Source organism: Myxococcus sp. XM-1-1-1 (genome assembly GCF_020037095.1).
Classification (GTDB): domain Bacteria; phylum Myxococcota; class Myxococcia; order Myxococcales; family Myxococcaceae; genus Myxococcus; species Myxococcus fulvus.
The window spans coordinates 254787-276366 of sequence record NZ_JAIQDH010000004.1 but is presented as its reverse complement, the minus strand read 5'-3'; the positions used below and the strand labels follow the sequence as shown (position 1 = coordinate 276366).

Genomic DNA, 21580 nt, shown 5'->3' with positions numbered 1-21580 from the left:
ACCTCAGGGCGCCTCGATTTCCATGCGGTAGCCCACCCCGCGCACCGTCTGGATGGCGAAGCGCGAGGCGCTGTTCCACCCCAGCTTCTTCTTCAAGCTGGAGACGAAGTTGTCCACGGTGTGCGGGTCCACGACGACGTCGCGCCCCCACACCGCGTCCAGGATGTCGTCCCGGCGCAGCACCCGCTCGCGCTCCTTCACCAGGAAGGCCAGCAGGTCGAACTCCGTGCGCGTCAGCTCCACGCTCGCGCCGTCGGGGTTCTCCACCTTGCGGCGGTCCAGGTCCATCCGGTAGCCGCCGAAGCGCACCTGCTTGGCGGGCGCGGCGCCTCCCGCGCGGCGCACCAGCGCGCCCACTCGCGCGAGCAGCTCCCGCAGCCGGTAGGGCTTGCCCAGGTAGTCCTGCGCGCCCGCCTCGAAGCCGCGCACCACGTCGTCCTCCAGCGTGCGCGCGGTGAGCATCAACACCGGCGTGCCGACGCCCTCCTCGCGCAGCGCGCGGCACAGCGAGTAGCCGTCGCCGTCCGGCAGCATGACGTCCAGGAGGATGAGCTGGAAGGCGCCGCGGGAGAGGTGTTCGCGGGCCTCGCGCACGGAGGAGGCCTCCTCCACGGCGTAGCCGCCCTGGTGCTCCAGGCTGTCACGCAGCGCGAGCCGCAGGTTCGGATCGTCCTCCACGAGGAGGATGGTGGGCTGGGTGGGGTTCATATCGTCGCAGTCGGAGGAAACGAGAGCTCGAAGGTGGTGCCTTCAGGACTGGAGGCCACCACGCGCAGGGTGCCTCCGTGAAGACGCATGATGCGCCGGCACAGCGCCAGGCCCAGGCCGCTGCCGGGCACCTCGCGGCCCTGGCCGGGCAGGCGGACGAACTCGCCGAAGACGCGCTCCCAGTCCTGGGGCGGAATGCCCACGCCGTTGTCGGAGAAGCGCACGCGCCCGCCGGGCAGCGCCTCCACGCGCAGGCGCACCGGCTGCCGGGTGTTGTAGGCGCACGCGTTGCGCGCGAGGTTGGAGAGCAGCAGGCGCAGCAGCTGGGAGTCGGCGCGCAGGGACAGCTCGCCCACGTGCGCCTCCAGTTCCACCGGCACCTTGGACCAGGCCTCCAAGTCACGACGCATCAGCGCCACCAGCTCCTCCAGGCGCACCGGCTCCAGCCGCGCCACCCAGCGGCCCTTGTCGATGCGATTGAAGGACAGCAGGTTCTCCACCAGGAAGCCCAGGCCGTCCGCCTCGCGGACGATTCGGCCCGGGTAGTCACGCGCCTCGGCGCCCTCGGCCAGCCGCCACTCGAGCGTCTCCGCGAGCAGGCGGATGGAGGCCAGCGGCGTGCGCAGCTCGTGGGACACCGTGGCCACGAAGTCGCTCTTCAGCTCCAGGAAGCGGTACTTGCGGTGCTGCGCGAGGAAGGCCAGCGCGGCGATGCCCACCGCCAGCCCCGCGCACAACAGCACCATGCCCGTCTTCAGCCGGTAGCGCCGCTCCAGCGCCGTCTCGGCGCGGCCCCACTCGGGCGTCACCACCGACAAGGGCAGCGCGTCCACGGCCACCACGGGCGCGTCACCGAGCAGCTTCACCGTTCCTTCGACGTCCAGGAGCCCGCGCTCGCGCATCTCCCGCGTGAGCGACGCGAGCAGCACACCCGCGTCCACCGCCACGCCGCGCACCTGGTTGCCTCCGCGCGGCTCCAGGTACCACCCCGCGCGCACCAGGGCCGGGCCGGGGAGCGAGTCCGGCAGCGGCAAGGGGCTCTTCACGAGCTCGCTCGCGCGGGCCCGCAAGTCCTCAACAGGCGCGCCCACCTTCGACGAGAGCGCCGCCACGCGCGTGAGCAGGAACTGGAAGTCCGTGGGCGTGAAGCGCGAGCGGCGCGACAACAGCAGGCGCTGCAAGCCGTCCAACCGCCCCCCGCGGCCGTCCGACAGCCCCTCGCGCACCAGCGCCTGCATGAGCTGCGGCACCGGGTCGCCCTTCTCCGCCAGGGCCTCCAGCACCACGAGCAGACCGGGCACATCCCGGGTCGAGGCGAGCACGTATTGCGAGCGGTGCTGGAGCAGCGCCATCAACGCCACCGTGGAGGCTCGACGGTCGCCTCGGGCGAGCGCCGTCTCCACCGCGCGGGTCCTCGCGAGCCGCTCCGCCCACGGGTCGTCCTTGTCCTCCGCCACCTCGGTGCCCGCGCGCAGCCGCGCGTACCGCTCGCTCGCGGGGGCGTCTTCGCCGGTGTCGTGGAGCGCCAGCCGGGGCAGCACCTGGGTGCCGCGCTCGCGCAGGTAGAGTCCCGTGGCGGGCGCCAGCGGGTCCGTCACCGCGGCCTCCAGCGCGGGCCTCGCCGCCTCCAGACGGTCCCTCAGCGTCTGCGTCAGGGACGCGCGGGCGTACTGCTCCAGGGCCTCGCGCCGCGAGTCGAGTGAGCGCCGGGCGTCCTCGCGCTCCTCGGCGAAGATGCGGTGCAGGGAGCCCAGTCCCCAGGCGAGCCCGAGGAGACCGAGCACCAGCGCGACGAGCATGGGCAGCAGCCGGCGGAGCATCGTCGCGGCTACCTCCCGGAGCTCGGGAGCAGGTCGGGGTCCAGGCTCGCGCCATCCGCGCCGGGGCGCTCCTTGCGCGTGTCGAGCGTCCCCGCCTTCTTGATGAGCGCGCCCAGGTTCGCCACGTCCGGCCGGCTCACCAGCGGCTCACCCAGGTCCTGCCAGAGCGCGTGCAGCCGCGCCCAGTCGAGCGAGCGCGTCCACGGTGAGCCGCGCAGCTTCTCCGCGAAGGCGGCGGCCACGTAGGCCAGCCGCGTGTCGGCCGAGGCGCGCGCCATGGACGAGCGCAGGGCGCTGGAGGGCAACAGCTTGTGCGCGCGGCGCCACATGGTGTCCTCGCCCTCCTCGTAGAGGATGCGCAGGACACCGAAGGCGATGGCCGGAGCAATCAGCTTCACCTCGTAGATGGCGGTGACGGACGCGCCCGCGGCCAGGGGCACGGGGTCCGGCGTCACGTCGTCGCCGAGCGGCTCCGGAGGGGTCGCGGACGGATTCTCGTAGCCCACCAGGCGATAGCGGGCCACCGCGCGCTTGTCGAACTCGAGCTGCACGCCCACGTCGCTGAAGGCCGCGCGCGTGCGCAGCGTCACGCGCACCACGTGGTAGCCCTTGCGGCTGGGCGAGGGGAACCCCTCCACGTCGACGATGAACGGACCCGCGTTCTCGCCGCCCTCCTTGGGAGAGAAGCTGTTGACGAAGTCCTCCACCCGCACCGCCTCCTCGGCCGGGAGCGAGTCGCGCTCCAGGTGGCCCCGCGTCAGCGCGTACGAGGCCGTGCTCACCCGCAGCGGGTACGTGGAGGCGTTCTCCTCCTCGGTGTCGATGGTGGGGTTGACGCCATGGCCCCGCAGGTCCGAGTCGCGCAGGAACTTGCTGCCCGGCACATAGCGGCGCTCACCGGAGCCCTCGGCGGCGAGCAGCGACACCTGAGGCAGCGCCCACGGCGGCGCGCGGTCCCGGATGTCTCCCTCGCGGGGCACCGCCATCCAGGCGACTCCGTCCGACTCCAGTCGCAGCGGCGGCGCGAACGGCGTCAGGGACGCGAAGGGATGATGCGACACGGGCAGCGCCTGGAGCGCCACCGCCACGCCGAGCGTCCGTCCCGCCTCCACGCGCACGCCCTCGCGGGTGACGGGCTGGAAGGACTCCCTCTCGAAGCGCAGCGTGTAGAGCCCCACCGGCAGGGACGCGAGCCGATACTGGCCCCGCTCATCCGTCGTCACGGTGCGCGGTGAGGGCAGCACGGGGGACGTGGCGTGGACCTTCACGCCCGCCAGGGGACGCGCGTCCTTGGCCTCGGAGACCACGCCCGTCACCTCGCCCACCTGGGCCCACGCCGGAGCGGCGAGGCACAGGAGGACTCCGCAGAGGGAGCGAAGCAGGGCGCTCTTCGTCGAGGGCTTCACGCGGACACCGGGCACGGCCTTCCTTGGGATGGTGCGAAGCCTGCCGCAGGCGGCCCGCCGGCATCATCACGGTTCCATCATGGCGCCGTCAGCCCGCCTGCCCGCCCTGCTTCTCCGACGTGAAGGGCACATCCAGCACCGGCCGCGACTTCGCGTCCGGCAAGTCGTAGTGCCACCACTCCATGCGGTTGGGCGTGAAGCCCGCGCCCAGCATCGCCTCGCGCAGCACCTCGCGATGACGGCGCGACGCCTCGGTGCCTCCCGCGTAGCCGTGGTGCGCGGCGGGCGTGAAGGTGTCGAAGGCGGTGGGCATCTCCACCTCCTGCCCGTCCAGCGTCACCAGCGTCAGGTCCACCGCGCCGCCCCGGTTGTGGTTGGAGCCCTTGCGCGGGTCCGCCACGTAGCCGGGCACGGGCATGATCTTCCACATCTCCCACTGCACCGCGCGGGGCCGGTAGCAGTCGTAGACCTTGAGCCGGTAGCCCTTGGGCCGGAGCACGTCCGCGGCCGCCTTCAGCTTGCGCGCGGACTCCGGCAGCAGCAGACAGCGCGCCGTGTCCGGGTACACCTTCTTCTTCAGGAAGTTGTCCTCCGTCGCATAGCGCAGGTCCAGCGCCAGGTCCTCCACCACCGTGGAGGCGTCCACCAGCGGCGAGGTGCTCGCGGGCCTGGCCTTCTTCTTCCCCGCATCCTCCGCGAGCACCGGAGTCGACAGGCCCAGCGCCGCCACGAGTACCCACGTCCTCATGCTCCGGCCTCCACCGTGTAGCGCGTCGGGTCCGGCACGCCGGCCTCCTCGAAGCCCTTCTTGCGCAGCAGGCAGCTGTCACAGCGCCCGCAGGCGCGGCCCTGCGCGTCCGGGTCGTAGCAGGAGTGGGTGATGCCGTAGTCCACGCCCAGACGGACGCCCTCGCGGATGATGTCCGCCTTCGTCAGGCCGGACAGCGGCGCGTGCACCGTGAAGCGCGCGCCCTCGACGCCCGCCTTCGTCGCCAGGTTGGCCATCGCCTCGAAGGAGCGGATGAACTCCGGCCGGCAGTCGGGGTAGCCGCTGTAGTCCACCGCGTTGACGCCGATGTAGATGTCGGTGGCGCCCACCACCTCGGCCAGTCCCAGCGCCAGCGAGAGGAACAGCGCGTTGCGCGCGGGCACGTACGTCACCGGGACGCCGTGGCTCATCTCGTCCGCGGGCCGGTCCTTGGGCACGTCGATGTCCGCAGTCAGCGCGGAGCCGCCCACCTGGCGCAGGTCGATGCCCACCACCCGGAAGTCCTTCACGCCCAGGGCCGTCGCCACCTCGCGCGCCCGCTCGAGCTCCACCGCGTGCCGCTGGCCATACGCCACCGCCAGGCACACCGGCTCGAAGCCCTTCGCCTTCGCCATGGCCACGCACGTCGTCGAGTCCAGGCCCCCCGAGGTCAGCACCACCGCACGCTTCGTCATCAGTCCCTCCGCACTCCCTGCACCTTGTACGCAGTCCTGCACGTCGTCGGATTACACGTACACGAGCCCGGCAGGAAGACGTCCGTCAGCGCGCCACACGCGAGCGCCACGTCGTAGCCACTCTCCGTGGGGGCCGGCGGGCTGGCGTCGGGGATGCCGCCGTCGAAGCCGTTGCAGTCGCGGTTGAGCAGCCGCGCCTGGCTGTCGCTGAAGAGCGTCACCTTCAGGGACTCCTCAATCTGGGAGTCCTTGCAGGTGCTGCCACAGGACGCGCGCAGCGACGTCGCGCGGAGCATGGAGTCGACCTGCTGCCCCTCGAACTTCGCGTCGCGGTTGAAGCCCTGCACGGTGAACCACCCCGGGCCGCCGTCCTCGTTGCGGGAGAACGTGCCCTCGAAGCGGAACACGCCCGCGTCGTCCACCTGCGCGAACTCCGGCATGGAGGCGTCGCAGGTGGTGTTCGCCGGGTCCAGTCGGGCCTCGAACTGGAAGGTGCCCAGGAACTGGTTGCCTGGGTACACCGGGTCCGTGTTGCAGGCCATGGCCGCGACGACGGCGGCGGCGGGGAGGACGGAGAGCAGCAGGGGCTTCAGGCGCATACGGCCGGGCAGGCTACACGGCTACCCGAGGTCGAGCACGCAAAGGGCCACCGCCCGGAAGGTCTCCCCCTGTGCGAGCACCGCGCCCACATCCACCCGCGCCGGGTCACCCCCGCGCACCTTGGCATCCAGCCGGGCCAGCACGCGCCCCGCCGCGAGCGACGAGGGCACCGCGCGGAAGGCCGCCACGGCCGCTTCGTCGAAGCCGGGGACTTCGCCCGGGCGGGAAAGCTTCACGCCCGCCTCTCCGAGCGCCAGGGCCAGCGCGCACAGATAGCCCAGCTCCACCGCGTCGAAGCACGCGAGCGCGCCCGCGCCCAGCACGAGGGCGTCCGGCGCGGTGAGGTACGCCTCCACCCCGCCGATGGGGTCCACGCCCACCGACAGCGCCCCGGCGCCCAGGGACGTCAGCGCGGGCCGCAGCGCGGCGAACAGGCGCGGGAAGCTCTCGGTCGTCACCGGCAGCACCCGGGCGGGCGGCGCGTGCTGGAAACCCGAGGGCAAAGGCAGCGGCGACACCGGCACGCGCGTCACCAGCGCCGTGCTGGAGGACAGCGCCGCGCCGATGCCATCCGCGCGCTCGGCCGCGTCCTGACGTCCGACGAGCCGCAGGGCTTCGGCGTAGAGCGTCCAGCCATCCACGTCCAGCGGGGATGCGCGCAACAGCCCCGGCCACACGCGCGTGGCGAACACGGCGCCCTCGGACACGGGCGACAGCCGCTCACAGGCCAGGCGGAGGACTTCCGGCGACAGGCCGGCGCCGTCGAAGAGGCGCTCGGCGAGCCGGGCCGCGGGCGCCACCAGCTGCGCGTCCAGGTAGCCGCGCAGGATGGACTCCAGCATCCCCGGCTCGTCGGTGAGCCGCTCGCGAAGCCGCAGCGCCTCGCCCGTCAGGCCCCGCTCCTCCGCGAGCCTCGCGCGGCGGGCCAGGCGCTCCTCGGTCTCCGGCAGCGCCTCCAGCTGGGCGGCGGCCTCGGCCACCTGGCCCAGCATCTCGTACGCGTCCGCCCAGCGCTCGCGGTGCTGCGTCGCGGCGGCGGGCCCTTCGGTCGCCACCAGGCGCTCGGCCAGGGACACGAAGACGGCCGGGTCCTCGGCCTCGTCCACCAGCGCGAGCAGGTTGTGCAGCGCCGTCACGCAGGTGGCGTCATCCTCCAGCGCGCGCTCGAAGGCCGCGCGGGCCTCGTCGGTCCGCTCCAGCGGGCTGAGCAACAGCTCGCCCTGCTCCAGGTGCAGGGTGGCGCGTGCGCGCGCGTCCTCCTCCACCTCGATGAGCTGGCCCAGCGTGCGCGCGGCGGCGTCGAAGCGGCCCAGGCTGAACTCCAGCATGTGGCGCTCGAGCAGCAGCGACTTGCGGCGGGACGTCCAGCCCTCCGCCGCCATGGCGAGCGCTTCCACACGCGACGCGTCCGGCAGCGCGCGCACCCGGTTCAGCACCGCCTCCGAGAACACCTCCGGGTGCTTCTCCAGGCCGGGCAACAGCAGCGTGAGCCGGGCCGCGAAGCCCGCGTCGGTCGACAGCTCCTCCAGCGCGCGCAGGCGCTGAAGCTCGGGCGCGTCCGGGTCGCGCAGCACCTCGTCGCGCAGGGCCACGGCGAAGGCGGCGTCCCTGGACACGGACAGGGCCGCCAGCTCCAGCAGCCCCTCCGCGTCATGCTCCGCGCGCAGCCCGTCCGCGAGCGCGGACGCGTGGGCGGGGTCCGCGTCCGCCTGCGCGACCAGGGCCCACAGCGCCTCGCGCGTGCGGGCCGCGTCGCCGGCCTGCGCGGCCATGGCCAGCGCGTCCGTCAGCTCGCCGGCCAGCATCGCGGGCGCGAAGCCGACCTCGAGCGCGCGGGCGAAGGCGCCCAGCCGTCCGAAGCGCTCCGCCAGCTCCGACGGCGCGAGCATGTCCGGCGCCTCGGTGGCGATGCGCTCGATGACCTCCAGCGCCTCGCCGTGCTCGCCCGCCTTCTCCCAGAGGTCCGCGGCCTCCAGCAGCAGCGGCGGACGCTCGTCCGGAGACGCGAGCCGGGCCGCCTGCAGCAGCGCCGTCGCGGCCTTGGGCGCCTCGCCCGAGGCCCGGTACAGGTGGGCGACCCGCAGCGTCGCGTCCACGTCCGGCTCGACGGCCGCCGCGGCCTTCGCCGCCTTCAGCGCGTCCGGCAGCCGCCCCGCGCTCTCGAAGGCACGGGCCGCCGCGAGCATCAGCGAGCGACGCTCGCGCCCCGACGTCAGCTCGGCGCGGGCCACCTGGACCTCGGCCCGGCGCGCGGGCGCGTCCGTCAGCAGCTTCTCCAGCTCCTCCAGCGCGACGGCGTAGCCCGCGCCCGCGGCGCCGCGCTCCACCACCGCCTCCAGCGCCTCGCGGGCCGTGGCCGTCTCGCCCTCGGCCTCCAGCAGCGCGGCCAGCTCCAGCCGCAGCAGGGCCGCCTCGTCCGCGTCCTCCAGGCGCGGCACCAGCCGCTCCAGGGCCTGACGCAGCCGGCCCGTGTCGCGGCGCTCGCGCAGCCCCGTCACCAGGGCACGCAGCGCGGTGACGTCCTCGGGCGCGGCCTCGGCGGCGCGCTGGGTGAACTCCCACGCCGCGTCCGCGTCCGCGAGCGACTCGGCGGCCACGGTGGCGGCGGCCAGGAGCAGCTCGGCGGCGCGGGCGCCTCCCGCGGCCTCGGCGCCGGACTCGTATACCGCCAAGAGGTCGCCGTGGCGGCCCATCGCGCGCAGGCCCGCGACGGCGCGGTCGATGACGGAGGCGTCCGCGGGACGCAGCCGCGCCAGGGGCAGCAGCGCGTCGATGGCCTCCCTCGGGTCCTCGAACAGGTCCGCCGCGCGGCGGTACAGCACCTCCGCCGTCGCCGTGTCCTCCGCGCGCCGGGCCAGCTGCAGCGAGGCGCGGTACAGGCCCGGCGCGTTGCCCGTGCGCGAGTGCACCTCCGCCAGCAGCGACAGCGCCTCGCGGCCGCGCTCGCCGTCAGGCTCCAGCGACACCACCGACTCGAAGGCATCCGCCGCGTCGTGGTACGCGTTCGCGCCCAGCGACGCGTGGCCCAGCCGCAGCCAGGTCCGCGCGCGCACCGGCACCGGCAGCGCGTCTCCCCCCGCGTCCAGGAGCCGCCGGTCATACGGCCGCGCGGCGGCGGGGCCACCACTGCGAGCCGCCAGCTCCGCGCGGGCGGACAGCACTTCCACATCGTCGCCCGCGCTCGCCAGGTACACGTCGAAGGCCTCGGCGGCCAGCAGCGCCTCTCCCGCGTCCAGCAGGCGCGTGGCGCGCTCGCGCAGGAGGGGCAGCGATTGCTCGCGAGGCAGGGCTCGCGCGCGCTGGGCGAGCAGCTCCGACAACCGGCGCACGTCCGTGGCCGCGCGCTCGCGCACCTGCTCGAAGGCCTCGACGCTCGCGGGGTCCAGCTCGAAGGCGCGGTCCTCGCACAAGAGCGCGCGCTCGCGGGCGCCTCCCGCGCGGAAGGCCCGGGCCGCCGCCAGGTAGCTGGCCGCGGCGTCCACGTCGGACTGACGCTGGGCGCGCCGCAACATCAGCTCCGCGAGCGACTGGTTGTCCTCGGACTCCTCCAGGAAGGCGCGGTGCCGGGTGAAGACGGGCTCGCGGAACGGGTCGGCCTCCAGCAGCACCGCGTCGAACTCGGCGGCGTCCGCGTGCCGCTTCACCTCGTGCAACAGCTCCGCGGCCTGCGCGGTGAGGTCCAGGTCGTCCGGGCGCGCCGAGCGCGCGGCGATGAAGGCCGCGGCGGCCGCGTCGGGGCGCCCCGCCCTGTCGCGGTAAAGCACGGCGGCGCGCTGGAGCAGCTCGGCGCGGCGCTCCGCGTCCGGCTCGCCCTCGGCGCACTCCTCGTACCAGGCGGCCAGCTCCGCCATGCGGCCGTCGCGCTCCAGCAGCCGGGCCAGCAGCGACTCGGCCTCCTCGAGCGAGCGGTCCTCGCGCAGCGCCTCGCGCAGGAAGCGCTCCGCCTCCTCCGCGTCCGCGAGCACGCCCAGGTGCAGCTTCGCCAGCCGCAGCCGCAGCGCCGCGGCCTGCCTGGCGTCGTCCAGCAGCGGCAGCGCGCGCTCCAGCCACAGGGCCTCGGCCTCGGCGTCGTCGCGGCGCTCGGCCAGCGCGGCGCCCAGGCGGGCGGTGCCCAGGTCCTCCGCCAGCGAGAAGGCCCGGTCCAGCGCGCCCTCCGCGGCCGAGAGGTCCAGCTTCACGTCGCGCAAGAGCTCCGCGCGGCGGCGCTCGGACACGGCGGCCTCGGCGGGACGGCCACGCGACTCCAGCAGGTCGCGTGCATCCGCGAGCGCGCGCAGCGCGTCGTCCGCGCGGCCGGTGGACTCGGCCAGCCGGGCCTCTTCGTCGTAGGCCGCGAGCGTCGCCGCCACGTCGCCCACCTGGAGGCTGAGCGCGGCCACCTGACGCAGCTCCGTGAGCAGCTCCAGAGAGCGACCCGTCTCGCGGTACAGCGCGGCGAGCCGCAGTCGCAGGGGCAGCGGCGTCTGGGCCATCTGCGCCGCGTGCGACAAGAGCGACGCCGCGACGCCCGCGTCCGCGAGCGACGCGCGCGCCCTGTCCGCCAGCACCACGAGCCGCCGCACCGTGTCCTCGGACGGCGCCAGCGAGCGCGCGTGGGTGACGAGCACCTCGAAGGCGCCGCGCGGGTCGTCCTTCTCCAGGAGCGCGGAGAGCCGCTGCACCGCGGCCTCGCACAGGGGCCGCTCAGCGAGCAGCTTCCGGTACGCGCCCACCGCGCGCTTCGTCTCGCCCGCGCTCTCCGCCAGCTCGCCCAGCCGCAGCCAGGTGGCCTCGGCGGCGTCGACGGACGCGGCGTCGCCCGAGAAGTCCACCGCGAGCGCCAGCGTCTCCTGGAGCGGCAGCGCCTCCACCACCGCGCCGCGCAGGTAGAGCAGCTCCGCCAGCGAGGCCAGCTCCGCGCCGCGCGCGGGCACCAGGGCGTGCGCCTTGCGCGACAGCTTCAGCGCGCGCTCCAGGTCCTCCGCGTCGCGCGCGTAGGCGGCGCCCTCGCGCAGCAGCGTGGCGGCCTCCGTCGCGCTCGCGCTCTCGGCGGCGGTCTCCAGCAGCGCAGCGGCCTCGCGCAGCTCGCCCCGGCCCGCGACCAGGGACACCAGCTGGCGCCGCGCGTTCGCGTCGTCCGGGGTCAGCCGCAGCGCGTGGCGCAGCGCCGCCTCGGCGGGGCCCGGCTGGTCCAGTCGCTCCAGGTAGAGCGACGCCAGCTCCGAGTACATCGTCGCGGCCTCGCCCGCGCCAGCGTGGGGCGCCTCGGCCGCGAGCACCTCGGCCAGCGCGGCCCAGTCTCCCAGGGTGCGCAGCACGCGCAGCAGCGACGCCGTGGCGCCCGCGTGTCGGGGCGCCAGCGCCAGCGCCGCCCGCAGGCTCTCGCGCGCATCGGCCAGCGCTCCGCGCGACTCGAGCAGCGCGGCGCGGGCCAGGTGCGCCTCGACGCGGCGGGGCGTGGGGCCCTGCCTCGCGGCCTCGGCCAGCGCGGTGGCCTCCTCGTCCGGACGCTCGTCACGGCGGGCCAGGTCGGCCAGGGTGAACCAGGCGTCGCAGCGCTCCGCCTCCGAGGGCGACAGGGCGACGGCGGCGAGCAGCGCCTCGCGCGCCAGCGGCCGGACGTCCTTCTCCGCCAGCGTCGTCCCCAGGGCGAGCAGTCGCTCGCGGGCGCGCGCGCCGAGCTGGGCATCGGCGACCACCGCGCGACGCCACACCTCCAGCTCACCCGCCTCGTCCTCGGACTCACGCGCCAGCTCCGCCAGCGCCAGCAGCAGCGGCGCGGGGCGGCGAGACAGCGTGGCGGCCTCGGAGAAGTCCTCTCGCGCGGCGGACACCCGGTGGGCCGCGCGGTGCAGCACGGCGCGGCGCGCGAGCAACTCCGCGCGCTCCTCTCCCGACGACGAGGTCACCAGGGCGCCCAACAGCTCCAGACGCTCGGCCTCCTCCTCCACGGAGCCCGTGCCCGGCGGGGGCAGCAAGTCGAGCAGCGCCTGCGCCGCCCACGTGTCGTGCGGCTCCTCGAGGCGCAGGCTGCGCAGCGAGTCCATCGCCGCGCCCGCGCGCCCCAGCGACAGCGACAGCTCCGCCAGCTCGCGACGGGCCGCGCGGCGAGGCTCGCCGGACAGGCGCGGCCACAGCTCCACCAGCAGGTCCGCCAGCGCCTCGCGGGCGCCCGCCTTGCGGTGCAGGCTGGCCAGCTCCACGCGCGCGTCCAGGTCCTCCGGCGCGCGGATGCAGTACTCGGCCAACAGGCGGCGCGCGGAGTCGGTCCGGCCCGCGCGCACGGCGGCGCCCGCGGCCTTGCGCGTGAGGGACACGCGCTCCGCCTCGCGAGGCGCGTCGGCGTCCACGGGAGGCAGCGCCAGCACCGCCTCGAAGTCGTCCAGCGCGGCCCGCGCATCGGTGGGCAGCTTCAGCTCACCCCGCCGCTGCCGCGCGGGAGCGAAGGACGCATCGCGCTCCAGCGCCTCGGCGAGGAACGCCTCCTCGCGACTGGTCCCCGCCGCCAGGAGCGACGCGCGGAACAGGAGCCGCGCACCCGCGCGGTCCTCGGGCACCAGCACGGCGCGGCGCGCGTACAGGCGCGCGGCCTCCAGCTTCTCGCCCCGCTCCAGCTCCAGCTCGGCCAGCGACTCCAGCACCTCGGCCGCCAGCGGGCCCTCGGGGCTCGCCTCCAGCGCGGCGGACAGGCGCAGCAGCGCCGCGGACTTCTCGCCCCGCTCCAGCAGCGCGCGAGCGCTCTGCAGGAACAGCGGCGCGGCCTCCTCGGCGCGCTCGGCGCCCATCAGGGCCTGCGCGCGGCCCGCCCACAGCTCGGCCAGCGCCTGCGTCTCGCCGGCCTCCGTGTAGAGGGCCTCCAGCCGCGCGGCCAGCGCGTCGTCCAGCCGGCGCAAGGGCAACGCCTGCGCGTACGCGGCGATGGCGCCCTCGCGGTCGCCGAGCATCTCGCACGCGCGTCCCAGTCGGGCCCGCACGTCCGCCAGCTTCTCCGGCGCCGCCGTGCGAGGCAGCGTGGACAAGAGCGACTCCAGCGCGCGCCGCGCATGCTCGGGGCGGTCGCAGCGCAGGGACAGGTCCGCCAGGTCCAGCAGCACCGCGGAGTCGGGCGCGAGCCGCGCCGCCTTCTCCAGCGCCACCAGCGCATCGCCCACGCGCCCCAGCCGGGCCTCCAGCACTCCGGCCAGCTCTCGCAGCGCGGCCGCCGCCAGACGCTTGTCGCCCTGTGCCTCGGCCACCCGCGCGCGCTCCTCCAGCGCCACGGCCAGCCCGGCCATGTCCGCGCGCTTGCGCTGCAGGGCGCACAGCTCACCCAGCGCCGGCAGGTCATCCGGCTCCGCGCGGAGCACCTCCTGCAGCGAGTGCACCGCCAGGTCCAGGTCGAACGCCAGGTCGCGCGCGGCCACCGCGAGGCGCCGGTACTTCTGCGCGCGCTCCTTCACGTCGGTGGACAGCCGCGCCAGCGCGGACAGGCACCGCGTGAGCAGCGGACCGTCGCGGCGCGCCTCGGCCAGCGCCAGCAGCGACTCCAGCGACGGCCGGTGGTCGGCGTCCGCCTCCAGCGCGAGCAGCAGCAGCCGCTCCGCCTTCTCCGGCTGCTGCAGCCGCCCGCGGTACAGCTCGCCCGCCTCCGCCCAGGCCGCGGCGCGCTTGCCAGGCTCGTCCTGGAGCGCGGCGGACTTCTCCAGCGCGTCGGCCAGCTCCAGCGACTTGCCGGTGATGCGGAAGTACGGAATCAGCTCCTCGAGCGCCAGCGCGTCGCGAGGGTCCAGCGCGAGCGCGGACTCCAGGTGCTCGCGCGAGCGCGCCGGGTCTCCCAGCCGCGAGCGGTACAGCCTGGCCAACGCGTGGTGGCTGGCATGCGCCGCGTGGCGGATGCCCTCCGAGCGCGGCGCCGGCCCCGCCAGCTCCAGCGCCTGCTGGTAGCCCGCGAGCGCCTCCTGCAGCCGGCCCAGTCCCTCCGCCACGCGCGCGGCGGCGAACAGCGGCTCGGGCTCGCCGGGCAGCAGCGACACCGCCTCGCGGTAGCGCAGCAGCGCGTTCTCCGGCTGCTTCAGGCCCTCTTCCCACACGCGGCCGGCCATCAGGTCGGCGTGGCCCACCCGGTCCAGCTCGTGCCGGGCCATGGACACCTCGCGCAGGCGGTCCAACGCCTTCAGCGCGCGCAGATGCTCGCCGCCGCGGTGACACAGCTCACCGAGCAGCAGCAGCGCATCGGCCTGGTCCGGCGCCAGTCGCAGCGCGGCCTCGCAGTGCAGGCGCGCGCCGGCGATGTCGTCCTCCGTCTGCGCGCACAGCCGGGCCAGGTGCACGTGCGCGTCGGCGGCCTCGTGCGGGTCGCGAGCGAGCGCCGCCAGCCGGCGATAGGCCCGCACCGCGCCGGCCCTGTCGCGCGCCTGGTCCGACGCGCGCGCCAGCGCCTTGAGCGACGGCAGGTGGTCCGGCTTGAGCCCCAGCAGCTCGTGCAGCGCCTTCACCGCGACCTGGGGCGCGGTGTCGCGAGAGCAGCGCGCGGCGGCCTCGGCGGAGAAGAAGGCCGCGGCCTCCTCGGACGTGCGCCGGGCCAGCGCGCACAGCGCCAGATAGCGCTCGGCCGCGCGAGCCCCCTCGCCCCGGCGCTCGCGCACCACCGCCTCGCCCCACAGCGCCGCGGGGCTCCGGTCCCGCCTGCGCTGGAGCGTGGCCGCCACGTCCAGGGCCAGCTCGTGCGCCTGGGGGTCCGCGACCAGCAGCGACAACAGCCGCTCCGCCGCGAACGGGTGCGCGTCCTGCGCGTCCCCGGCCTGCAGATACACCTGCCGCGCCTCGGCCAGACGGCCCTGGGCGACCAGCCCCTCCGCGTCCGCGAACGCCCGCGCGCCCTCGAGCGTGAGCAGCAGCTCCTCGTCCGGCGCGGACGGCGGCGGCAGGCCCCCCGCCGCGAAGCGCAGCCGCAGGCCCGTGCTCGACACCTCGGCGGCGGACAGGCGCGCCGTGTCCAGGGACGGCATCTTGTAGCCACGGCTCACCGCCGCCAGCTGACACAGCGCGGGCAGCACGCGCGTGGAGAACCCCGAGGCCCCGCGCACCTCCACGTCGGGCACCAGCGCCAGCGCGCCCACCGCCGCGGACAACAGCCCCGGCACCTGCACCGACGGCGTCGACGAGAAGCCGTACAGCCGCACGTCGTACAGGTAGATGGCGAGCTTCTCGCCATCCGCGTCGAAGGCGACCTTGAACGTGAACGGCGTGCGCTCCGGCGCGGGCAGCCGCCCCTGGCCCTCCAGGTAGCCGGGACGGAAGTGCAGCCGCAGCTCCTCGATGCCCGCCAGCTTCCCGGCCAGCTCCGCCACCCGCCGCGTGACGAGGTCCGCGTCGACGCTCAGCTCCAGGAAGCCGAAGCTCAGCTTCTTGCGCTGATAACGCGTGGCCCCGGCGCTGACGTTGAAGGGGAAGCTGACGTCCGGAATCTGGAGGGCGAAGTCGGAGATGCGCAGCCCGGGCGTGACTTCGAGCGCGGGGAAGCCCACGAAGGCCCTGCGGTCCAGCAGGCGCAGCTCGGGTGCGGCGGCGCGCGCATCGGGCGCCGCGGTGGGCTTGGGGGAGTCGCTCTCGTTGGCCATCGCGGGAGCCTGGACGCTACCACGGTGCCCAAGCCCCCGAAATTTATGGCAATCCCCCGCCCGGGGGGCAGCCGGAGGGGCAGAGCGGCCCCAGGGCCGCCCCCGTGCGGTTCGTCATGCGCGCGAGCGCGAAGTCGGACAAGATGCGCCCGGCGTGCTGGCTCCCGACTCTCTCGTCCTCGACGGTCGCTTCCGAGTCCTCCGTCCGTTGGGCTCGGGCGGCATGGGGGAAGTGTACCTGGGTGAACAGGTCTCCTTGGGCCGCAAGGTGGCCATCAAGGTCCTGCACCACGACCTCAACGCCCAGCCCGGCATGGCCGAGCGCTTCAAGCGCGAGGCCCGCCTCCTCTCCGCCGTCGAGCACCCCGCCGTCGTCCACATCGTCGACTTCGGCGAGTCGGGAGATCACGCATGCCTGGTGATGGAGTTCGTGGAGGGCGAGAGCCTCTACGACGTGCTCACCCGGGGGCCCATGCCGCCGGGGCGCGCGCTGCCGCTGCTCCACCAGCTCGCGGAGGGCCTGGCCGCCATCCACGACAAGGGCATCATCCACCGCGACCTGAAACCGGAGAACGTCTTCATCTCCCCCGGCGCGCGCGGTGAGCAGGCGCGGCTGCTCGACTTCGGCATCGCGCGACTCGTGGAGCCGGACGCGCAGAGCAACGTCAGCCAGGTGGGCGTGGTGCTCGGCACCCCCGAGTACCTGTCGCCGGAGCAGGCGGTGGGCGCGAAGGTGGACACGCGCAGCGACCTGTACACCTTCGGCGTGCTCATCTACCGGGTGCTCTCCGGGCGCCTGCCGTTCGACGGGCCCCAGGCGCGGCACTTCCTCGCGCAGCACGCCTCGCACGCGCCGCTGCCGTTGGACCGGGCCGCCCCCTCGCTGTCGCGCTACATCGGCCTGCTGTCGCTGGTGATGAAGCTCTTGGAGAAGAACCCGGCCAAGCGCACTCAGAGCGCGCACGAGCTGGCGGATGCCCTCGCCGCGGCCCACGCCTCGCTCTCCGCGCTGACGCCGGGGCTGGGCACGCCCGCCTACGTCGGGATGCCCGCCACCGTCACCTCACCCTCGGGCACTTCCGTCTTCGGCACGGGCGAGACGCCCGTGGTGGCCACGCCCGGCCCCACCGGGACCTCCGTGTTCGGCGGCGCGGACGCTCCGGTGCCCGCCACGTCCCAGCGCATCAGCCAGGGCACGGCCGCGTATGGCGCGGTGGCCACCCCGGGCGCGCACAGCCTGCCTCCGGGCACGGCGCGCACGGGCACGGCGGCCTTCGGGACCCGGCCGTCGGGCGCGAGCCCGTCCCTGTCCGGCAGCAACTCGGTGGTGAAGCCGCAGAACCTGACGGTGATGCTCACCGACATCCAGGGCTTCACCGAGCGCACCAGCCGGCAGACGCACGAAGAGAACGCGCGGATGCTGGAGACGCACGACCGCCTGCTGATTCCGCTGGTGAAGGAGCACGAGGGGCGGCTGGTGCAGAAGCGCGGGGACGCGCTCCTGGTGGTGTTCCGCTCGCCCACCGCGGCGGTGCTGTGCGGCATGGCGATGCAGGACAAGCTGTGGCGCCACAACCAGGCGCTGCCCGACGGGGAGCGGCTGAACGTGCGCGTGTGCCTGCACGCGGGCGAGGTGCTGCTCACCGCCGACACCGTGCTGGGCGAGCCCATGGAGGTGGTGGAGACGGTGGAGCACGTCGCCGCCGCGGGCGAGGTCACCTTCACGGAGGCGGTGAACCTGGCGCGCAACCGCGCCGAGGCGGAGGTGGAGCCGTGTGGCTCCATCACCCTGCCCGGCCGCGAGGAGCAGCTCCAGCTGTACCGTTGCCTGCGGATGGCCGAGGGGCCGCCCTTCGGTGGCCGCTTCGAGAAGCAGAGCGCGCTCGCGGTGCACATCGCTCCGGCGCTGCGCAGGACGGGCGTGGCCTGGGCCTCGATGACCCAGCGGGCCCGTGAGCGGCTCCAGCGCGTGCGCGGCTTCTCGCCCCGACAGGCGCTGCGCGCGGCGGGTCCGTGGCTGCGCGAGGAGCTGACGCCCGCGAAGTTGAAGGCACGCGCCCAGGCCACCGTGGCCCTGGCGCGAGCGAAGCCGAAGCACACGGGCGCGTTGGGGGGGGTGCTCCTGCTGCTCGTCGCCGCGTGGGTGTGGCACTTGAATCGCCCCGCGGTGAGGGCCCTGTCGCTGTTGGAGGACGGCAGGACGGAGGAGGCGCTCGCGCTGTTGAACGCGACGTCGAACGAGGAGCAGAAGCAGGCCTCGGTGCGACGCGCGCTCGCGGCGACGCACCACGCGCTGGGCAATCACGACAAGGAGCGGGTGCTGCTCGCCACGTTGGACGACGAGGGGCGCGCCGGCGTGGAGGACTCGATTCTGGACGGGCTCGCGGAGGACTACGGCCGCAAGGACTCCGACGAGTTGCGCAAGCTCTTGAGCAACATCCCCCGGGAGCGGGTGCGTCCGTACTTCATCGACCTGGTGGAGAGCGACTTCTCGCTCAAGCAGTGGGGCGCGGTGCGCTACCTGGACGCCGCGAAGGAGACGGACGGGTTCGACCTGGTCGAGGGCTACGCCAAGGCGCTGGAGGCCAAGGAGTGTGAGCTGCGCCGGCTCGCCGCGCGGAGGCTGGGCGTGCTGGGCAACATGGACGCCGTCCCCGCCCTCGTCCGCCTCGCGGAGCTGGAGGTCGGCAAGAGCGGAGACTGCGGTCAGGCCGAGGCGAACCGGGCCCTGCAGCGGCTGAACAAGAAGGGCGGCTGAAGGCCCGGGAATCCCGTCCCGGGCGCGGCGCGGCGCGCGTCAGTCGTCGCGGTGGGCGTGCCCCTTCTTCTTGCCCTTGCCGCGACCGTGATGGTGGTGGTCGTCGTCATCCCAATCGTCGTCCCTGTCCCGGCGTGCCTTCACCTTCTCGTCCACCCTGAGCAGGTTGCGGGAGAAGGCGTCGTATTCGAGGTGCAGGTGGCCCCGGGCGCCCGGCGCCGAGGCCTCGAACTTCACCTTCCAGACATCGCGTCCGGTGCGGTGCGCCTCCTTGAGGCGGCAGTCATAGCGGCGCGAGCGACACTCCCCGAAGCCCCGGTCCACGGCCTCCTTGTAGGACATGGAGGACGGGCGGGGCGGAGGCCGCGAGGGACCGGGGCGCGGCTCGGAGCGCGAGTGCACGACACAGCCCGAGGCGAGCAACAGACCACCGACAAGCAGGGCGATTCTCATGCCCGACATGACGCAACAACCTCGCGGAGCTTCAAAGCCACGCGGGGTGCGGGATGTCGACTGGAAATCTACAGCCCCTCGGGAGACGCGTAGGAGTTGGTCCAACTAATATTCCACGACCACAGGTCGACGATGGGCTTCCGCGGACGGAAGCCAGCGCGAGGGCTCCGCATGCCGCCACGATGGGCGCTTCCTCTACTGCTCGTGATGCTGGCCGGATGCAGCGGCACCACGAAGTCCGTGCGCCTGCACACGGGCCACGGCGAGCCCACCATCCTCACCCCTACCAGCGGCGATGGCGCGCCAGTGGAGTTGGACGAAGACGACTTCGTTGAAGCCGTGGAAGCGCTAACCCAGAGCGTGCGGCCATCCCCCCATCCCCAGGATGCAGCCCGGCGGTTGTTCGAGGTGGGTTCGCGCAGCGGTGCGTACCTGTACGAGCCACGCGTTCATCGTGTCATCCCGCTGGGACCGGGCGCCCACCTGGAGGGCGAACCACCCACGACCGAGGTGGAACTGACGCGTGCCTACCTGCGCTGGTGCGAACGCTCGAACAAGCCCGGCGATTGTCTGCGCATCCTGGTGGAGACCTCCACTGTCACCGGCGATGGCCGTTACGCCCTGGCCATGGCCTTGGCACAGGGCGTCGTGTGGGAAGAGATGATGGATGCCTTCAAGGACCTGGCCGACCCACAGGCCGTGATGGCGGCGGTTCTCTGGACGTGGACCACGTACTGCATCCTGCTCGCGGTGCCCGAGCCTCTCTCGAAGGGCGTGGCCGCGGTGATGACCGCCTCGCTCATCGCCTATGTCGGGGTCGATACCTTCTGGAGCCTCATCGTGGGCTTCAAGCGATTGGTGGAGGAGGCAGAGCAGGCCACCACGTTCGACGAGCTACGCGAGGCGGGAGAGCGCTACGGCCAGGTCATGGGCCGCAACGCGGCGCGAGCGTTCGCCATGCTGGCCACCGCCGCCATTGGAAACACGGCGGCGGGCCTGGGGGCGAAGGTGCCAAAGTTTCCCGGCGCCTCGCAGGCGGCGGTGCAGGCCGAAGCCCAGCTGGGCATCAGGCTCGCGGCGGTCGCGGACGTCGGCACGGTGGCGGTGAGTGCGGAGACCGTCACCATCGCCCTCGCGCCCAACGCGGTGGCCATGGCGGCCGGCGGCAAGGGAGGCGGAGCCTCCGCGAAGACGCGTCCTACGGGCTACAAGGCCTGGGGCTCGTTCAGTGGATTCAAGAAGGCAATGGGCCCGGCGGGCCAGGACAAGCAGTGGCACCACATCGTCGAGCAGACCCCGGGCAATGTGACGCGCTTCGGCCCCCAGTCCCTCCACAACACCGAGAACATCATCCCCTTGAACAAGGACCTGCACACGGAGGTCAGCGCCCTCTACTCATCGATTCGCCATCCCATCACGCAGTCGTATACACAGACCGTGAGGCAGTGGCTGAGCACGCAGTCGTATGAGGCGCAGCGCGAGTTCGGACTGCTGGCCATCGAGAACGTGAGCAAGGGGCTCTGGTGATGACGCTGGAGGAACTGGTCGAGCGAATCGCGAAGAACGTCGCGGCCCAGACCGATGCCATCCGGCGAGGAGATGCCAGGACGGGCAACCGCCACGCCAAGCAGTACATCGCGGCGCTTCAGCAACTCCGAGCCCAGGGGAACGCAGGTCGAGAAGCCCTCACAGTCCTGCTGACGCATCCCCGCACGGACGTTCGCGCCATGGCGGCGGGCTTTCTGCTCCGCTACCGGACGGAAGAAGCCAAGGCCGTGTTGGAGGCGGCGGCGAAGGAAGGAGGCGTCGGTGCCCTCGACGCCATCATGACCCTGAAACACTGGGAGAACGGAACCTGGGCGCTGGACCCGGAGTAGCCACCACCGGAAATCTACAGCCCCTCGGGAGACGCGTAGGAGACGAAGAGCTCCCCCGTGACATAGGCGCGAGAGCCCTTGCTCGCCGGGCGCAGGAAGTCGTTCACCACGGGGCCCCCCTGGGAGAGCTGGTGCTTGTCCGGATGGGCCAGGTTCATGCGGCTGCGGGCCACGCCCTTGCTGCCTCGGTGGATGAAGGTGACGGTGCCGTCTTCTCCAATCGCCTCCACCACGCCGATGTGGGTCATCCCATCATTGCGGCGACCATCGCGGTTGCGGTCATACGTCTCGCGGAAGAAGACGAGGTCGCCCGGACGCGGCGCGTGCTGGTGCAGCCGGCCCCCCTGCGTCGCGCGGCGGAAGATGGCCGAGACGGCGTTCTCCCCGGCGAGGAAGCCGTGCGCCACCAAATCAATGCCCGCGGAGAGATACGCCAGCCGCACGAAGCCCGAGCAGTCGTTCGGCATCCCCCGGCTCACGCGCCCCAGGTTGCGCTCACCGACGAGCTGCATCGAGCGCGACACGATGAGCCGCGCCAGCTGCATCGGCGTGCGGTACGCCTCCCAGAACCCCGCGGAGTCCGTCGCCGGACTCGTGACCAGCGCGACGGCCTCCAGCGCGGCGGAGATGACCCCCGTCACCAGCGGCCGGGCCTTCTCCTCGGACATCACGGTGGCGACGACGGCCGGCGCACGCTCGCCGCGAGGTGCCTCCGCGACCACCGGTGCCACCATCTCGCTCGCGGACGCAGCCTCGGGGGCCACTGCCGGAGTCGTGTCGGACGCGGGCACCTGGGTGCCCTCCCCGGTGGACTCCGGCACTGAAGAAGGCATCACCTCCGGAGCGGTCCCGACGTCGCGGGACTTCACGGTGGCGCAGCCGATGAGGGCACACAGCGGAACGATGGCGAGCAGGCGAGGACTGGACAACCGACGAC

General features: G+C 73.8%; 12 protein-coding genes. 3 read left to right on the top strand and 9 right to left on the bottom strand.

Annotation, left to right across the window (positions count from 1 at the left end; all coding sequences use genetic code 11):
• Nucleotides 1-3: 3 nt before the first annotated feature.
• From K8640_RS11580 to K8640_RS11550, 7 genes are all read right to left on the bottom strand, one after another.
• On the bottom strand, nt 4-708 hold the full coding sequence (locus K8640_RS11580; protein WP_223747102.1) for a response regulator transcription factor: 705 nt from the start codon (nt 706-708) through the stop codon (nt 4-6).
• Nucleotides 705-2528, bottom strand: coding sequence for a HAMP domain-containing sensor histidine kinase (locus K8640_RS11575; RefSeq protein WP_223747101.1), 1824 nt, complete (start codon nt 2526-2528; stop codon nt 705-707). Before K8640_RS11575 ends, K8640_RS11580 begins: the two co-directional genes overlap by 4 nt.
• A gap of 8 nt (nt 2529-2536) precedes the next feature.
• On the bottom strand, nt 2537-3949 hold the full coding sequence (locus tag K8640_RS11570; RefSeq protein ID WP_223747100.1) for a von Willebrand factor type A domain-containing protein: 1413 nt from the start codon (nt 3947-3949) through the stop codon (nt 2537-2539).
• 73 nt (nt 3950-4022) lie between these two features.
• Complete coding sequence (gene ddpX / locus K8640_RS11565) at nt 4023-4682, bottom strand: D-alanyl-D-alanine dipeptidase (RefSeq protein ID WP_223747099.1); 660 nt, start codon at nt 4680-4682, stop codon at nt 4023-4025.
• Entirely contained in the window at nt 4679-5377 is a 699-nt protein-coding gene (gene queC, locus K8640_RS11560) for a 7-cyano-7-deazaguanine synthase QueC (protein WP_141324036.1), read from the bottom strand. The genes ddpX and queC overlap by 4 nt, the downstream gene beginning before the upstream one ends.
• Nucleotides 5377-5976, bottom strand: coding sequence for a hypothetical protein (locus tag K8640_RS11555; protein ID WP_223747098.1), 600 nt, complete (start codon nt 5974-5976; stop codon nt 5377-5379). Before K8640_RS11555 ends, queC begins: the two co-directional genes overlap by 1 nt.
• Nucleotides 5977-5997: 21 nt before the next feature.
• Nucleotides 5998-15555 (bottom strand): flagellar hook-length control protein FliK, encoded by a 9558-nt coding sequence (locus K8640_RS11550; protein WP_223747097.1) that lies wholly within the window; start codon nt 15553-15555, stop codon nt 5998-6000.
• 223 nt (nt 15556-15778) lie between these two features.
• Here K8640_RS11550 and K8640_RS11545 point away from each other — a divergent pair, with 223 nt between their 5' ends.
• Nucleotides 15779-18313, top strand: coding sequence for a protein kinase domain-containing protein (locus K8640_RS11545; RefSeq protein WP_255652969.1), 2535 nt, complete (start codon nt 15779-15781; stop codon nt 18311-18313).
• A 39-nt stretch (nt 18314-18352) separates the two neighbouring features.
• Here K8640_RS11545 and K8640_RS11540 read toward each other — a convergent pair whose 3' ends face one another.
• Nucleotides 18353-18775, bottom strand: coding sequence for a hypothetical protein (locus K8640_RS11540; protein WP_223747095.1), 423 nt, complete (start codon nt 18773-18775; stop codon nt 18353-18355).
• A 162-nt stretch (nt 18776-18937) separates the two neighbouring features.
• On the opposite strand from K8640_RS11540, the gene K8640_RS11535 reads away from it, so the two are divergent.
• Nucleotides 18938-20293 carry a hypothetical protein gene (locus tag K8640_RS11535; protein WP_223747094.1) on the top strand — a complete coding sequence of 452 codons (1356 nt, stop codon included), beginning with the start codon at nt 18938-18940 and terminating at the stop codon, nt 20291-20293.
• Nucleotides 20293-20643 carry a DUF2019 domain-containing protein gene (locus K8640_RS11525; protein WP_141324046.1) on the top strand — a complete coding sequence of 117 codons (351 nt, stop codon included), beginning with the start codon at nt 20293-20295 and terminating at the stop codon, nt 20641-20643. The genes K8640_RS11535 and K8640_RS11525 overlap by 1 nt, the downstream gene beginning before the upstream one ends.
• A gap of 14 nt (nt 20644-20657) precedes the next feature.
• Here the strand turns inward: K8640_RS11525 and K8640_RS11520 are convergent, their stop codons facing one another.
• A complete protein-coding gene (locus K8640_RS11520) occupies nt 20658-21572 on the bottom strand; it encodes an NlpC/P60 family protein (RefSeq protein ID WP_223747093.1) in 915 nt (304 codons plus the stop codon).
• Nucleotides 21573-21580: the final 8 nt, after the last annotated feature.